This window comes from Devosia naphthalenivorans (assembly GCF_003056355.1).
Classification (GTDB): Bacteria; Pseudomonadota; Alphaproteobacteria; order Rhizobiales; family Devosiaceae; genus Devosia; species Devosia naphthalenivorans.
On the sequence record NZ_PYVW01000018.1, the window covers coordinates 1 to 15,486 of the forward strand.

The 15,486-nt window shown below is 60.6% G+C and carries 15 protein-coding genes; 11 read left to right on the forward strand and 4 right to left on the reverse strand.

What is annotated here, in order from left to right; genetic code table 11:
• Positions 1 to 832 precede the first annotated feature (832 nt).
• The 5 genes from C8264_RS18385 (at position 833) to C8264_RS18405 (ending at position 5,922) form a co-directional block, all read left to right on the forward strand.
• Complete coding sequence (locus tag C8264_RS18385; protein WP_108462450.1) at positions 833 to 2,323, forward strand: carboxypeptidase M32; 1,491 nt, start codon at positions 833 to 835, stop codon at positions 2,321 to 2,323.
• Positions 2,324 to 2,604: 281 nt separating this feature from the next.
• Positions 2,605 to 4,203, forward strand: coding sequence for an ABC-F family ATP-binding cassette domain-containing protein (locus tag C8264_RS18390; protein ID WP_108462451.1), 1,599 nt, complete (start codon positions 2,605 to 2,607; stop codon positions 4,201 to 4,203).
• A 111-nt stretch (positions 4,204 to 4,314) separates the two neighbouring features.
• Positions 4,315 to 4,746 (forward strand): curlin, encoded by a 432-nt coding sequence (locus C8264_RS18395; RefSeq protein ID WP_108462452.1) that lies wholly within the window; start codon positions 4,315 to 4,317, stop codon positions 4,744 to 4,746.
• Positions 4,747 to 4,828: 82 nt separating this feature from the next.
• Positions 4,829 to 5,218 (forward strand): curli-like amyloid fiber formation chaperone CsgH, encoded by a 390-nt coding sequence (gene csgH, locus C8264_RS18400; protein WP_108462453.1) that lies wholly within the window; start codon positions 4,829 to 4,831, stop codon positions 5,216 to 5,218.
• Positions 5,219 to 5,502: 284 nt separating this feature from the next.
• Complete coding sequence (locus C8264_RS18405; protein ID WP_108462454.1) at positions 5,503 to 5,922, forward strand: curlin; 420 nt, start codon at positions 5,503 to 5,505, stop codon at positions 5,920 to 5,922.
• A gap of 65 nt (positions 5,923 to 5,987) precedes the next feature.
• On the opposite strand, the gene dksA is transcribed toward C8264_RS18405, so the two are convergent.
• Complete coding sequence (dksA, locus tag C8264_RS18410) at positions 5,988 to 6,407, reverse strand: RNA polymerase-binding protein DksA (protein ID WP_108462532.1); 420 nt, start codon at positions 6,405 to 6,407, stop codon at positions 5,988 to 5,990.
• Between the two features lie 150 nt (positions 6,408 to 6,557).
• Complete coding sequence (locus C8264_RS18415) at positions 6,558 to 6,974, reverse strand: flagellar assembly protein FliX (RefSeq protein ID WP_162783759.1); 417 nt, start codon at positions 6,972 to 6,974, stop codon at positions 6,558 to 6,560.
• A gap of 213 nt (positions 6,975 to 7,187) precedes the next feature.
• On the opposite strand from C8264_RS18415, the gene C8264_RS18420 reads away from it, so the two are divergent.
• From C8264_RS18420 to flaF, 6 genes are all read left to right on the forward strand, one after another.
• On the forward strand, positions 7,188 to 8,312 hold the full coding sequence (locus tag C8264_RS18420; protein ID WP_108462456.1) for a flagellar basal body P-ring protein FlgI: 1,125 nt from the start codon (positions 7,188 to 7,190) through the stop codon (positions 8,310 to 8,312).
• Positions 8,312 to 8,626: a rod-binding protein gene (locus C8264_RS18425; protein WP_108462457.1), complete on the forward strand. Its 315-nt coding sequence runs from the start codon at positions 8,312 to 8,314 to the stop codon at positions 8,624 to 8,626. Before C8264_RS18420 ends, C8264_RS18425 begins: the two co-directional genes overlap by 1 nt.
• Positions 8,623 to 9,090 (forward strand): hypothetical protein, encoded by a 468-nt coding sequence (locus tag C8264_RS18430; RefSeq protein WP_108462458.1) that lies wholly within the window; start codon positions 8,623 to 8,625, stop codon positions 9,088 to 9,090. The genes C8264_RS18425 and C8264_RS18430 overlap by 4 nt, the downstream gene beginning before the upstream one ends.
• 575 nt (positions 9,091 to 9,665) lie before the next feature.
• Positions 9,666 to 10,778 (forward strand): flagellin N-terminal helical domain-containing protein, encoded by a 1,113-nt coding sequence (locus C8264_RS18440; RefSeq protein ID WP_108462460.1) that lies wholly within the window; start codon positions 9,666 to 9,668, stop codon positions 10,776 to 10,778.
• Positions 10,779 to 10,892: 114 nt separating this feature from the next.
• Positions 10,893 to 11,318 carry a flagellar biosynthesis repressor FlbT gene (gene flbT / locus C8264_RS18445; RefSeq protein ID WP_108462461.1) on the forward strand — a complete coding sequence of 142 codons (426 nt, stop codon included), beginning with the start codon at positions 10,893 to 10,895 and terminating at the stop codon, positions 11,316 to 11,318.
• Positions 11,269 to 11,637, forward strand: coding sequence for a flagellar biosynthesis regulator FlaF (flaF, locus tag C8264_RS18450; RefSeq protein ID WP_108462462.1), 369 nt, complete (start codon positions 11,269 to 11,271; stop codon positions 11,635 to 11,637). The genes flbT and flaF overlap by 50 nt, the downstream gene beginning before the upstream one ends.
• A 315-nt stretch (positions 11,638 to 11,952) precedes the next feature.
• On the opposite strand, the gene C8264_RS18455 is transcribed toward flaF, so the two are convergent.
• On the reverse strand, positions 11,953 to 13,575 hold the full coding sequence (locus tag C8264_RS18455; RefSeq protein WP_108462463.1) for a hypothetical protein: 1,623 nt from the start codon (positions 13,573 to 13,575) through the stop codon (positions 11,953 to 11,955).
• 12 nt (positions 13,576 to 13,587) lie between these two features.
• Positions 13,588 to 15,432 (reverse strand): flagellar hook-associated protein FlgK, encoded by a 1,845-nt coding sequence (gene flgK / locus C8264_RS18460; RefSeq protein ID WP_108462464.1) that lies wholly within the window; start codon positions 15,430 to 15,432, stop codon positions 13,588 to 13,590.
• Positions 15,433 to 15,486: the final 54 nt, after the last annotated feature.

The following is a 15,486-nucleotide window of genomic DNA, read 5'->3' on the forward strand; positions in this document are numbered from 1 at the left end:
GCAGGCTGCCGCGAAAATCCGACCTGGCAACCATCACCGACGAGCACCTGCAAACCATTGTCGCCCTCTACAACAACACCCCGCGAAAATGTCTCGACTTCCAAACCCCAAATGAGGTCTTCTCCAGCTTCTCTAACCGTGTTGCACTTCAAACGTGAGTCCACCTTCCCGCTTTCGCGGGAATGACGCAGTGGGTGGTAGCGGGGGCCATCCGCAACCCCACCCACCCACAAATCGTCACCCTCGGGCTCGACCCGAGGGCTCTGCACTTTGCCAACCCACCGCAAGTGCAGTCTCCTCGGGTCAAGCCCGAGGATGACGATCCAGCGTGTGGGGCACCACCTCACCCACCCACCACGTTCCCTCGGGCTCGACCCGAGGGCCACTCTCCCCACGGCACAAGCAACGAGAGCCTCTCGGCTCAAGCCCGAGGGAAGCACGGTGTTTGTGGGAGTAGGAACCAAAATCTCCCAACCTTCTCCCCCTTCTCCCCCCACCATCCCCCTGCGCTATCCTCCCCCCACTGCCTTCACTAACCAGCGGGTCGCGCGAACCGGCTTGTGAAGGGGCAGATGGGGCGGGGATGTCGCGATCCTCGTAGGACGGCGGAAGTGTCGTGGGGGCTATTGACGCTCCTCGTCCAGAGTCTCGCCGGGATAAACCAAAAATCCCATCGCGAGTGGCGAGGCTCTGTCTCACTACACAAAACTACTCCGAGGCAGCGCCTCGCCATTTGCTCGCTGATATCACCGCACAAGGGGCGGCGCTTCCGCACGCCTTGCCCTCTGCCCCGCCTTGTGAAAAACCTCACGGCCACAAATCGGAGCCCACCATGTCATTCGAAAGACTCGATCAACTCGGCCGCAAGCTCGAAGCCCTCGAACATGCCCTTTCCATACTGGGTGCCGATGAAGCCACCCACATGGCCGTCGGCGGCGGCGAAAAGCGCGCCGAGGCCATGTCGAACCTGGCCGGCATGTACCATGCCCAGGCCACCGCTCCCGAGATCGCCGAATGGATCGAAGCCGCCCGTCCTGAAACCGAAGACCAAAAACTCGCCCTGGCCGAGTTCAAGCGCCAATATATCAACGCCACGTGCCTGCCCACCGAGTTCGTCGAACGCCGCACCGCCGCCAGCATGCGCTCCGAACAGCTCTGGCGCGACCTGCGCGCCAAGAATGACTGGGACAGCTTCCTGCCAGCCCTCGAAGGCGTCGTCGCCTTGGTCCGCGAAGAAGCCCAGCTACGCGCCGAAGCCCTCAACCTTGCGCCCTACGACGCCCTCATGGAGCAATACGATCCCGGCAACCGCACCGCCGAACTGAACACCGTCTTCGGCGACCTCAAAACCTTCCTCAAAAGCTTCGTGCCCCAGGCGCTCGACGCACAGGAGCAGCGCCTCGCCACCCGTCCGCGGAAAACCCTCAACGGCCCTTACCCCATCGAGAAGCAGCGCGAGCTTGGCCTCGCCGCCATGCGTGCCGTCGGCTTCGATTTCACCCACGGCTCGCTAGCCGTGTCGCACCATCCCTTCTGCGGCGGCGTGCCGACCGATGTGCGCATGACCACGCGCTATCGCACCGATGAATTCCTGTCCTCGCTCATGGGCGTGCTGCACGAAACCGGCCACGCCCTCTACGAACAGGGCCTGCCCAAGGACTGGTCGCACTGGCCACTCGGCAAGGCACGCGGCATGGGCATCCACGAATCCCAATCCCTGTTCGTTGAAATGCAGCTCTCGCGCAGCCCCGAATTCTGGGAATTCATGCTGCCACTCGTCCACTTGCACCTGGGCGAAGACGCCATCCCCGGCTGGGATGTGGCCGATGTGCTCAACGAAGTGAACTTCGTCCAGCGCGGCTATATCCGCGTCGATGCCGACGAGGTCACCTACCCGCTCCACGTAATCCTGCGCTACGAACTGGAACAGGACCTCGTCAACGGCAAGCTCGAAGCCAGCCAGATCCCCGAAGCCTGGGACGCCAAGATGACCGAATATCTGGGCCTCTCCACCATCAACGACCCCAAGGACGGCCCCATGCAGGACGTCCACTGGCCCAGCGGCGCCTTCGGCTATTTCCCCAGCTACACCCTGGGCGCCATGATCGCCGCCCAGCAATGGGCTACCCTCGAAAAAGCCCAGCCCAACATCCGCAACGACATAAGCAAGGGCGATTTCACCAGCATCAACCAATGGCGCGCCGACAACATCTGGTCCCAGGGCTCCCGCTGGTCCACCCCCGACCTCATCACCCGAGCCACCGGCGAACCCCTCAACGCCGACTACTTCAAGGCCCATCTGAAGCAGCGATATTTGGCTTAACTGAACTCCAGCCACCCCCACACACCGCGTTGTCCTCGGACTTGATCCGAGGACCATTTTCCGCCTGTGCCGGTCTGATAGTGACCCTCGGATCAAGTCCGAGGGAAGCGACCGTGGTTTCGGACAGTAGCTGCTTTCAAGGGGCATCGCCGAAGTCTGAAACCTTGACATCCCCACCCCCATCCCTATCTTCCTCCCCATCCGCAGCACTGACCGGACGGTACTCATGGACTCCACCCTGAACGACTGCCTCGCCCGCATCGCTCACCTGGAATCCGCCCATGCCTTCCACCGTCACCCTGCATCAGCTCAGCTATTCGACCCCCGATAACCAGCCGCTTTTTACCGATCTCGATCTCTCGTTCGGCAGCGAACGGACCGGTCTGATCGGCCGTAACGGCACGGGCAAATCCACCCTGCTCCGCATCATCGCCGGAATTATCCCACCTGCCTCCGGATCGGTTACGATCACCGGAACGCTTGGCATGCTCGACCAGACCGTACAAGTCGGCGCGCAGACCATGGCGGATCATCTGGGAGTGCAGGAAGCTTTGACCATCCTCGACCGCCTCGAACAGGGCCTGGGTACCGCCGAGGATGCTGCAGAAGCCGACTGGAGCCTTCTGGGTGACATCGACTCCACCCTCGCCGAACTGGGCCTGCCGCCGTTCGAACCCGACCGGCCAATCGACACCCTCAGCGGCGGCCAGCGCACCCGGCTTGCCCTCGCCCGCCTGATCCTTGATCGGCCCGACATCATCCTGCTCGACGAACCCACCAACAATCTCGACGCCGAGGGCCGCGAGACTGTCGTCGATCTGCTCCATCGCTGGCGCGGCGCGGCCATCGTCGTCAGCCACGACCGCGCCCTGCTGCGCGAAATGGATGCCATCGTCGAACTCACCACGCTCGGCGCCACCAGCTATGGCGGCAATTGGGACCATTACGCCGAACGCAAGGCACTCGAACTCGCCGCCGCCGAGCATGACCTTTCCACCGCCGAACGCCGCATCGCCGAGATCGACCGCAAGGTCCAGGCCGTTGCCGAACGCAAGGCGCGCAAGGACGGCGCCGGCAAGCGCAAGGCCGCCAAGGGCGACATTCCCAAGATCATGCTGGGCGGCATGAAGGAGAACGCCGAAAACACCAGCGCCAGCGGTGCCCGTCTCGCCAATCGCCTGCGCAGCGACGCAGCCGAAACCGCGGGCGAAGCACGCTCCCGGATCGAGATTCTCACCCCGCTCTCGGTAACCCTGACACCCACTGGCCTGCCCTCCGGCCGCACCGTGCTGCAAGCCGACAATCTGACCGGCGGGCCAGCCAGCGATCACCCGATCATCCAGGCGCGCTCCTTCAGCCTGGTCGGTCCCGAGCGTGTGGCCATCGTCGGCCCCAACGGTTCCGGCAAGACCACCCTGCTGCGGCTGCTCACCGGTGCCCTCCAGCCCACCGGCGGCACCGCCCGCATCCATGTGCCCTACGCCCTGCTGGACCAAACGGTCAGCCTGCTCGATCCCACCCTCAGCATCCGCGAGAATTTCCGCCACCTCAATCCGCAGGCCGACGAAAATACCTGCCGCGCCGCCCTCGCCCGCTTCATGTTCCGCGCCGACGCCGCGCTGCAGGAAGTCGGCACCCTCAGCGGCGGGGAAACCCTGCGCGCCGGCCTTGCCTGCACCATCGGCGGCAACAACCCGCCCCAACTGCTGATCCTGGACGAACCCACCAACCATCTCGATATCCACGCCATCGAGCAGGTGGAGGCGGACCTGCGCGGCTACGATGGCGCCCTGCTGGTGGTCAGCCACGACGCCGATTTCCTCGAAAAGATCGGCATCGATCGAACCATCGATCTCGCAGAGCTGCAGAAAGGTAGATGATGAACGGTTTCTGAATCAGGGGTTCAGCCTCGGTTCCGGCTCACCTGTCTAAACCAACAGTCATCGGCAAGAAGCGCTCGGAGGGAGCGCAGCCAAACAGGAGAGACCAAAATGAAATCCATCGTCATCACCACCGCCATCGCCGCCGTTCTCGCAATGACCGCCGCTCCGGCGTCCGCCGCAGGCATCTTCGTTCACCAGCAGGGCTGGGGCAACCAGGTCGGCGGCCAGCAGATCGGCTCCGGCAACACCATCGGCGTCGATCAGGACGGCGTCTGGAACGACGCCATCGTGCAGCAGTTCGGGAACGGCAATGTCGGCGCGGTCGGCCAGGACGGTTTCAACAATGGCGCCGATGTCTGGCAGCAGGGCAACGGCAACGCCGCCGGCGTCGGACAGTTCGGCTCCAATCACAACACGGTCCTGACGCAGGACGGAAACGGCAACGTCGCTGCCGGCGTGCAGGTCGGCAACAACTGCAACGCCAACGTCAACCAGGCTGGCTCCGGCAACGTCACCGCCTTCGTCCAGGCGTGCCCCTGAGCCCTCTGCTTTTCCCGATCATATGGCCGGAAGGGCGCCCCCTTCCGGCCAATCGTCCTAGGCAAAACAATAGGAGGATCAGATGAATACCCAGACCAAACGGCTCAGTTCCATCGCCCTGCTCGGCCTTGGCCTCGCAGCACTCGCCGCCACCAGCGGCATGGCCAATGCCGGCAGCAATTCAGGCACCTGCGGCGTGCTCACCTCAACCCAGAACGGCATGCTGCTCATCCAGGGCTCTATCCTGAGCCCCGTGCCGCTCGAAGGCTCGTACCAGTTCAAGGTTCAGAGCTCCGGTGGCGGCGGCAATTCCAACATCAGCCAGGGCGGCAACTTCTCCGCTCCAGCCAACGAGCAAACCACCCTGGGCCAGGTGATGATCAACACCGGCTCGAACTACAAGGTTGATCTCGACGTCACAGCCAACGGCCAGAAACTCGACTGCGATCAGGACCTCGCGGACCTGCGCTAGTTTGTGACCCTTAGCGCGGTGCTGCCTTTCTCCCTTCTCCCCTGAGGGGCGAAGGTGGCCCGATCCCGAAAATCCAGCGATGCGCAGCGCGCGTCAACTGCAACGCAAATTCGAGCGGGCTCCGGACTTACCGGGGCCCCTTTCGCTTGTCGGCATCGCACCAACCAATCAGTGAACGAATTCTGAATACCTCACTCCGGATCGGTTCAGCCGCTCTCTCCTAATCTCTCCCCATCGGCTGAAACACCAGCACACTCGGACCAGAACCAAACAGGAGAGACGCCATGACCAACAAGTTCACCAGGACCTTCGCCGCCGCCCTTGCCGCTTCGCTCATCGGCGTTGCGAGCCTCGCTGCTCCCGCCACCGCCGGCGGCCAGGTTTCCGTCAGCTACACGCCCACCGACCCCGACCAGCAACAGGCCCTGGGCCTCGGCCTGTCGATGTTCTCGCTCTTCAATGGCATGAACTCCACCGGCGCCAACATCAGCCAGCACGGCAATGGCAACTCGGCCGGCGGATCGCAGAACGGCTCGGGCAATAACGGCGTCATCGTTCAGGAAGGCGACGGCCACACCGGCACCATCCACCAGAACGGCAACAACAACAGCTGCGGCCTGTTCCAGTTCGGCGAAAACACCGATGCCCAATGCAGCCAGAACGGCAATGGCCAGTCCAGCCTCACTACGGTGTTCGGCTTTTGAGCATTTGGATGCACCGCCAGACAAAAAGGCCCGCATCGCTGCGGGCCCTAGTCTTTGCCGGCAATTTATTCGTCGCGGTAAACCTTCTCACGACGCTCGTGCATTTCCTGAGCTTCCAGGCTCAAGGTTGCGATCGGGCGGGCATCGAGCCGCGCAATGCCGATCGGCTCCCCCGTCTCCTCGCAAAAGCCGTAGGTGCCATCATCGATTCGCTTCAGCGCGGCATCGATCTTGGCAATCAGCTTGCGCTGCCGGTCCCGCGTCCGCAGTTCCAGCGAGCGATCGCTTTCCGAGCTGGCCCGGTCGGCCATGTCCGGATGGTTTTGCGATTCTTCCTGCAAATTCTCGAGAGTCTCCCGGCTCTCGCGAAGAATATCTTCCTTCCAGGTGTTCAGTTTGCCCCGGAAATAGTCCCGCTGCCGCGGGTTCATAAACGGCTCGTCGTCACTGGGCCGGTATTCAATTACTTCTGCAACCGAAGACATCAGCAGACTCAACTCCAATGCGCCCCTCAGGCGGCCTATATATGCGCGTGCGCAAAGCCGGGCAAGCACCCAATGCGAGCGTCATTAACATTGGAATTTGCTTGCACGTGAGCCGCATAGCCCGGTTTGACAACATTTTGATGAATTGGCTCAGGCCTGCGGAAAGCGCCCGAACTTTGCCAATTCCACCCGGACGCGCAATTCAATGTCGTCGAGCACGGCGTCAAGACCCGGCACGGCGTCTTCCCGCATATCGCCGAGCATCGAAGCGAGCCGGTCCAGGCGATCAAGACTTATCCGCCCGATCAGCAGGTCGGCCTTGATCTCGTCCAGACTATCGAGAAGGGAGTTCCCGCGCCGCACAGCCTTCCGCTTTCCCTCAAGCGGACCGCCCACTGCCTGCAAGGCGAGGATCGCATCGATCCCTGCCGCACCGGCGACCGGCGCAGCCGGCGCAGCGCGTGCTGGAGCCTCGGGGCCGGTTGGCACGAAGGCAGCGCCACTGTTCCGCGCTGCAGAACCGCCCTTGCTGACGCCCGATGTCCGATTGGTGCCGTCGATCCGCACAGGAGACTCAATCCACTTGCTGCTACCCCGGCAAAATCTGCCCATAGCCGTTAACAGCGCATTAACGCACCCGGCAAGAATTGCTCCCCCGAGCGGCCGCCGACGCGACCAATTTAAAATTACCTATATAAAACAATTCGGTAGGACTCATCGCCGGGACTGGCACAGTTTTCGCAATACCCTCGGCAAACGTCACGTTGAGGCGGGTCCGGAATGAAAACACAGCTGATGCAAAGATTATGCGCCGCCATATTCGGCACCGCCATGGTGCTGATGCCGACGATGGACGCCTTCGCCGCCTCGGCCCGCATCAAGGACATCGTCGACTTTGAAGGCATCCGCGAAAACCAGCTCGTGGGATACGGCCTCGTCGTCGGCCTCAATGGCACCGGCGACAGTCTCAACAACTCGCCATTCACCAAGCAGTCCCTTCAATCCATGCTGGAACGGCTGGGCGTCAACACGGCGGGCGAAAACGTGCGCACCGCCAACGTCGCCGCCGTCATGGTAACCGCCAACCTGCCCCCGTTTGCCACTCAGGGCTCGCGCATGGACGTCTCTGTCGCCGCTCTGGGCGATAGCGACAGCCTGCAAGGCGGAACGCTTCTGGTGACGCCCCTGCTCGGTGCCGATGGCGAAGTTTACGCGATCGCCCAGGGCTCGGTAAGCATCAACGGCTTCAAGGCCGAAGGCGATGCTGCCAGCATTATTTCCGGCGTGCCCACCACGGGCCGCATATCCTCCGGCGCACTGATCGAGCGGGAGATCGATTTTCATCTCGGCTCTCAGACTTCGCTTCGCCTCGCTTTGCGCAATCCCGACCTGACCACGGCACGCCGCATCGCCCTGGCCGTCAACGACTTCATCGGCGCCCCCACCGCCACTCCAGAAGACCCGGCAACAGTACGCGTTACGCTGCCGCCGGGCTTCAACGGCAATATCGTGGACCTGCTGACCGACATCGAGCAGTTGATGGTCGATACCGACCAGAACGCCAAGATCGTCATCGACGAAAACTCCGGCATCATCGTCATGGGCAAGGATGTGCGCGTATCGAGCGTCGCAGTGGCCCAATCGAACCTGACGGTCACCATTGCCGAGAACCCGACCGTGGTTCAGCCCGAACCCTTCAGCAATGGCGTCACCGCCGTAGAGCCCAACACCACGCTCAACGCCAATCTGTCCGAAAGCGCCCTCAGCGTCGTCAATGAATCGGTCAGCCTGCAGGAACTCGTGGACGGGCTGAACGCGCTGGGTATTTCACCGCGGGACCTCATCGCTATCCTCCAGGCCATCAAGGCAACCGGCGCCCTCCAGGCCGAAATCGAGGTCCTCTGATGCTCAACGCTCTCGACCACAAACCCAATTCCGCGCAGGTCGCTCGCGTCCGCCAGCAAGCCGAAGAGTTCGAGGGAATTTTCCTGAACACGCTGACCAAGCAGATGTTCTCCAGCCTCAGCTCCGAAAAGAACGCCATGGGCGGCGGCTTCGGCGAAGAAACCTGGCGCTCAATGCAGGCCGAACAACTCGCCACCACCATGGCGCAGAATGGCGGCCTTGGCATCGCCGAGCAGCTGATGCCCGACCTTCTGGCGCTGCAGGAAGCCGCCAACAACCAGAACAAGACCATACCTACGGGAGCTTACAAATGACCGCAGCTGCACGCCTCGCTGCCTTGGATAATCTGCCCGCGGGCGAGCTGTGCCAATTGGCCGAAGCCGCGCTCACCGCTCTTGTCGACGTAATGAACCAGGAAACCACCTTGCTCCGCGCCGGTCACATGCGCCAGGCGAGCACCCTGACGCCTGAAAAGACCCGCCTCGCGCAGGACTATGTCGGCTTTGCCCGCTCCGTTCAGCGCCAGGGCGAACGCCTCAAAGCGCAGGCGCCAGATGCAATCGCACGCCTCCGGCAAGGCCACGAAATGCTCGCCACCCAAATGGCGGAAAACCTGCGCGTCCTCGCCACGTCCCGCACCGTCACCGAAGACCTTCTCACCGATGTCGCCAAGATCGTCGGCCAACAAAGCAAGGCGACGACCTACGGCAATGGCGGCCGCATGAGCAACGATCCGGCAGCATCTGCCCGCGGCATAGCAATCAACCGCGCGCTATGATTCGCTACCATTCGATTCAAACTGACCGGGGTTCATTACGCCGCTCGTAACACGATCATGCCCACGTTTCTCTTTGGCATTATCAAATGCGAGAAAGCGTCATGATCACCGCAGTGAGCCCTGAACCGGCCATCCCAAAGACGAACATCTTATCGAGCCGCCAGCGCCACGTTGCCCAACCGCCCCTGCTTCCCGACGCCCCTTCAAGCGCGCCCAAATCACACAGCACGGGTGATGATGATCCCCTCGCCCCGGAGCCTACCGCGGCACGGAATCCCTCCCCCGCGCCGGCACGCAAAGACTCATCTGCCATCTTCGCCGCCGCCGTCATCGCCGGCGCTCTCTCCCCCCGCCCCCGAACCATGGAAGAATTGATCCTGCGCATCGGCACCAGCCCCATCCCGGAGGAATCCGAGGCTAGGCTCAAGGATTTGATAGCCTGAAGAAGAAAACTCGCATTTGCCAAACAACTGACGAGCCACGTTAACGGATTTTTATTTCGAAAAGCGCAAGCATCGCAAGGTCTCAGAAGAGGCGTCAAACAATGATGAGTATCCTAGAAAGGGAACTTGCAAATGGCGAACATCAATCTCTCCGCCGCCGTCCGGTCAAACCTCAGCTCGCTGCAGAACACCGCCACGCTGATGTCCAAGACCTCGGACCGCCTGTCGACCGGTAACAAGGTCAACTCGGCCCTCGACAATCCCACCAATTTCTTCACCGCCTCGTCACTGAACAGCCGCGCTGGTGACCTGAACAATCTCATGGACTCGATGGCGAATGGCATCAAGACCATTGAAGCAGCTGATAATGGCTTGTCCGCGATCACAAAGAACCTGGAAGCAATGCAATCGACGTTGCGCCAGGCTCGCCAGGACAAGTCGTTTGAAACCAAGTCTTTCACGATCGATACAACAACTGCAGGCAACATCAGCTTCATCGGTGGTGCAACTACCGGCGTCACCGGGACCCCTGTTGACGTGGCCTTTGACGCAGACGACACCGTCGACCAGATAGTTGAGAAGATCAACACTGCAGCTGCCGAAGGCGGCAATATCGCGGGTGCCGTTCGCGCTTCGAACGACGACGGCAAGCTCCGCATCGAGAACCTGTCAACCCAAGACCTGAATGTCGCGGGAGCAGGCGTCACTGCGACGGACATTGAAGGCAACGCCGTGCGTGCCGACCTCGCTCTGCAGTACAACGAATTGCGCGACCAGCTCGACAAGCTCAGCGATGACGCTTCGTTCAATGGTATCAACCTGCTGCGCGGCGACAACCTGAAAATCACCTTCAACGAGACTGGTACCTCGTCGATTGACATTCAGACCAAGGACGAGAAGTCCATCAACTCCACAAATCTGGGGTTGGAGACCACGCTCAGCGCGAGCGATCTCGACAGCGATACCGGCATCGATGATTTCCTGGATACCGTCAAGTCGGCCCTCAACAGCGTTCGCGCCCAGTCGTCTGCCTTTGGTTCCAACCTGTCCATCGTTCAGAACCGTCAGGACTTCACCAAGTCCATGATCAACACGCTGGAAACTGGCGCTGGCAACTTGACCCTAGCTGACATGAACCAGGAAGCTGCCAACATGATGGCCCTCCAGACCCGTCAGTCGCTGGCGCAGTCGACCCTGTCGATGGCCAACCAGGCGGATCAGGGCGTGCTGCAGCTGCTCCGTTAATAGGCGTCGCAAACGAAATGAAAGGCGGGCTTCACAGCCCGCCTTTTTCTTTTCCCCTACTCCAGCTAGAAGCGCACAATGCTGCTCAGGGACGAGCGGCGAAGGAGCGTCGGCATGGCATTGAAGGTTGAACTCAGGCCCGGTGAAAAGCTGCTGGTGGGACAGTGCATCATCACCAATTCAGACCAGCGTTCGCGGCTGTTTATAGATGGCAAGGCGCCCATTCTGCGGGAGAAGGATATCCTGACGCCGGACACGGCAGACAGCCCCGCCAAGCGCGTCTATCTAGCCGTACAGCTGATGTATATCGAGGAGGATATCGACACGCTGCGGGAGGAATATTTCGGGCTCATCAACGACTTCGTTACTGCCGCACCGTCAACCGTATCGATTGCGGACCGTATAAATAACGAGATCTTAACTGGCAATCTGTACAAGGCTCTGAAGACAGCAAAAGAGCTGATCCAGTACGAACAGGACCTGTTTGAGCATGCAGCATTACGGCGCGGCAGCCTACCAGACGACAGCCAAGACAGTTGAATCGCCCCGCGAACGCGAAGCTGCACTCTTGATCAAGGCAGCGGCATCCATTCAGGCCGCACGTGACAACTGGCTGGAAGACACCGAAGCACTCATCAGCGCACTGACATTCAACCGGAAGTTGTGGACGATCTTCATGACCTCGGTAACGCGCGAAGACAATGCACTCCCCGCTCAGGCACGCCAGAACATCGCCAATCTGGGCATCTATATTCTGAATGAAACCCGCGAAATCCTGCTCGATCCCGTCACCCCTGCCCGGCTCGACCCGCTGATCAACATCAATCGCCAACTCGCGGCCGGCCTGCGCGGCAGCTGAGACAAAGGCGTTCAGACGTTCTAATGGTTCTCAGTAGACCTCATGGTGAGCCTGTCGAACCACGAGGGCGTGGCAGTCCGGCCATAACTGCGTCAGCCCGCCTACACCATGTGACGACACGACTTCCGGCGTTCGAGTAACCCGCCTATCTCACCTCCCCACCGCGCTTCCCCCGGACTTGATCCGGGGGTCACTCTCAGCGCGGCACAAGCGGACAAAGACCCCCGGATCGAGTCCGGAGGCAGCAATGGTGGGCGAGGCAACAATTGGGATTCAAGCCATAGCGCATGCGGCGTTTGAGCCGCGCTATGCCGCTCAGAGGAAGTTGACGAGGCTCAATTGGCTGACCATCGCTGTGGTCTGGAAGCTCGCCTGCAATCGCGTCTGCAGCGCCAGGATTTCCATCGCGACATCTTCCTTGGACACTGTCTCGATATCACTCAGCAGGTTATCCAGTTGCGCCTTGTAGTCGGTGTGGCGGGTCGTGGCACTCTGCAGTGTGCCTTGCGCCAGGCCGATCTCCATCGTGATGATCTCGATCGAGCCGGTTTCGGTATTGTGCGATTCAGAGAGTTCCGACTGCTGCCGCTTGGCCATGCCGTCGAAGAAGCCTGTCGATAGACGGTAGTCAGCGGTAACCGCCGCGTTGTATTCCGCTAGCTTGACGTCGCGATCCGCCCCTTCGGGCAAGGCCATGGCTGCAAGGCGCAAATCCTCGTACATATCCTTGCTGCGTACGGCTTCTTCAGAGGGATATTCAGAGATGGCCAAGGCCGCCTGCGAACGGATTAGCCGCAAAAAGCCGCTCTCGTTCGCCTGCATACCGTAGTTGACGCGAGCGGTATCGTCGATGTTTGATGAAACTGTAGCACGCGGGTTAGCTGCGGTGTCACCTGTGTACCACCGTATAGCAAGTCCCGTGGTATCATCCTCCAATTCAGTGGCTGGATCTCCTAGAGGCAGCTTGGGAATACCCGACTCGTTGAAAAAATCATTTGCCGCCGCAAAGGTGGAACCTGCCTTGAGTTCAGTCTGAGTGACAACCTCAAGTCCTGTTTTGAGAGCCGCAGCAAAGTTGGCTGCCATTTCATCAAGATCATCACTGACGAGAAAGCTACCTGGCGCGGACGAACTGTCGCTGCTAGCGGTCAACGTCACCTGCGTTTCATTACCATCTGGCAGTGTGAGGCCGATGGCGATTGACTGGCCAGGTGTTGGCTGCCCTACAAATTGAACATTGAGCGTCGCAGGGGATGCGTTGACGTCTGGTGGAGTTATAACGATCGCCGAGGAAGACGCAGTTGTAGTTGCATTCGATAACTTAAGGCCGAACACATGGTCTCCGTCTTCCGAAAGGGAAACAGTGTCAGAAGCGGGCGTAGGCAATTGAAGGCGCCCTAGCTTATGAGCGTCGTCAACCCCATCAGCTTTGGCACGCAACTCACTAACGCGCTTGAAACCATATTTTCCCCCGGCCCCATTCAGCAGCGTCTCTGTATCCCGCAGCGGCGCCTTGTCCGTCGCCGTGCCACCGAACAGATAGCGCCCGGCCACATCCTCATTAAGCATGGTGACGATTTCGTCGAACCGGGCTTTTGAGAGGCCGGGCAAGGTGGCCATGTTGATGCCACCAGTGCCGTACTGCCCCTGAATGGCGGCATTGCGCGCCTCGCCTTCGAGCTTGTCGAAGCGGGTCAGGGTCTTGTCGAGAAAACTCAGGCGCAGATTGACCGTCTCGATATTGGCAGAATAGCCCTCGATCTTGTCGAGCCGCGAACGAACGGAAAGCGACAGCGGCAGATCGCGTCCCATACCGGCCAGGGTCGATGATTTCTCGCCGGTGCCAAGCTGCATCTGCAGCGTGGCGAACTTGTCCTGCATCTTGGAGATGACGCCGAAGCTGGTCTGCAGCGGATACATCGACTTGTTGACGATCATCTATTGTCTCCTTCAGGTCGATGCGAAGAGTTGGTCGATGAGTTCCTTGACCACCGACACGATGCGGGCATTGGCGGCATAGGCGTTCTGCAGCTCCATCAGGCGCGCCATCTCGTCATTGACGTCCACGCCATATTCACTGCTCATCTGGTCGACGATGGTGTCGAGCGTCAGCTGGCGATCATCGCTGCGCGTGATGGCAGCGCCGATGGTGGAGCCCTGGAAATTGATGACCTGGGCAATAACCTCACCCAGATTGCCATTGAGCTGGAAGCGTCCACTGCTGGCCTTGGGGTCGCCGCCCGAAACGAACTGCAGCGACTTCATCTGGTCGAGAATGTAGTTGGGACGGTCAGCGTTCCCCAGCGAAACGCTGGGGTCAGATTTCACCATTAGGCGGTTGTCGGCCAGGATATCGCTATTGATCGCGATACGCTGTGCGAATCCTACCTTCTGAGGCGGCGTGCCGGTCAAATTGTTGGAGAAAACACTGTTACCGCTATCTACAAACAGATTGAAGGCGGCGCTTCCGTCAGTGCCGTTGGCTGTCACTTGAGTGCTGAGTTCGGTGACCACTGCAGGAGCGGCCGCAAGTAACTCCCACTTATCGCCAACGATGTCGATGGGTAACGCTGGGTCTGCTGATCCGAGCGCGGAGCGCACACCAGCAAGCGCTTCCGTGGTATCCCCAGGCAGCTTCGACATGTTGACGCCGACCACTCGTGTACCCGAGGCATCTTGGTAGTCGACCCCTGTTTCGGTGGTGTTGACGATCTTGATGGTCTGCTCAGTGCCATCGCCCTTGAACTTGATGGTCAGGCTGTTCCCGGGCGACATAGCAGTGACAGGCACCGAAAAGGTACCAGGAACCGTTTCACTTTCCTCGCCAATCGTCTGCTGCGTCGAGAACGCCTGCGCCAAGCCGGCCGCAATCTCGTCCAGCTGCGCCTGCGCCTCGACCAGCGTCTTGTCACGCAGGGTCACCAGACCCGCAAGCTCGCCGCCCTGCAGCACACCCTGCTGCACCAGATCGACCGTCAGGCCGGACGGCGTGGTGAGGGTCAGCCGGCCAACATTGCTTTTGGAGGAATCCACATTGAATTCGGCCGTGGCGTCGAGGCTTCCCGCACCGTCGAACTTGAACTTGGAGACGCCGTTATCAAGAATGCCCACACCGGAGCGCGTCATCAGCGCCACGGTGCCGTTGGGGCGGTAGTCGGCCTTGACGTCGATGATTTCGGCAACCGAAGACACCAGCCTATCGCGCTGGTCGAGCAGCGAGGACCGCGCGGAATCGGTCATGCCCAGATCCATCAACCGTGAATTGACCTCGGACAGCGAAGTCAGCATGCCGTTGACGTTGTTGACGCTAGAGGCAATCTGGCCTTCGGTTTCGCGCCGCATCTCCTGCACGGTCGTGGACAGGCGATTGAGAGTCTCAGCCATGCCCTGTGCTGCCGAAACAGCCTGGGCGCGCACGGTATAGTCGTCAGGGCTGGTTGCCAGCTTCTGCATGGCGTTCTGCAGATTGCCATAAAGCGTATCGAGCGACGCTGCAGAGCCCGGCTTGCCGAGGAAGCCTTGCAGGCGGTTCAAATAGTTGGCCTGGACGCCGGAGTTCGCAGTGTCCGCCACCTGTCGGGTATAATAGGTCTGCAGGCTCGAATTGAACGCCCGCGTGACGCCGGCAGAGCGGGCATAGGTGCCCGACTGGGCATTGTAGTCGATGACATTGAGCGACTGGCGGTTATAGCCCGGCGTGCCGGCATTGGCGACGTTGCGGCTCAGGACGTCGATCGAATCCTGATTGATGCGCAGACCGGAGACTGCGTTGTTCAAAGAGGTTGTCAGACCCATAGGACGATCTCCCTAAGCAGATTTGGCCCGAGCAATCCCGGGCCAAATTCCATC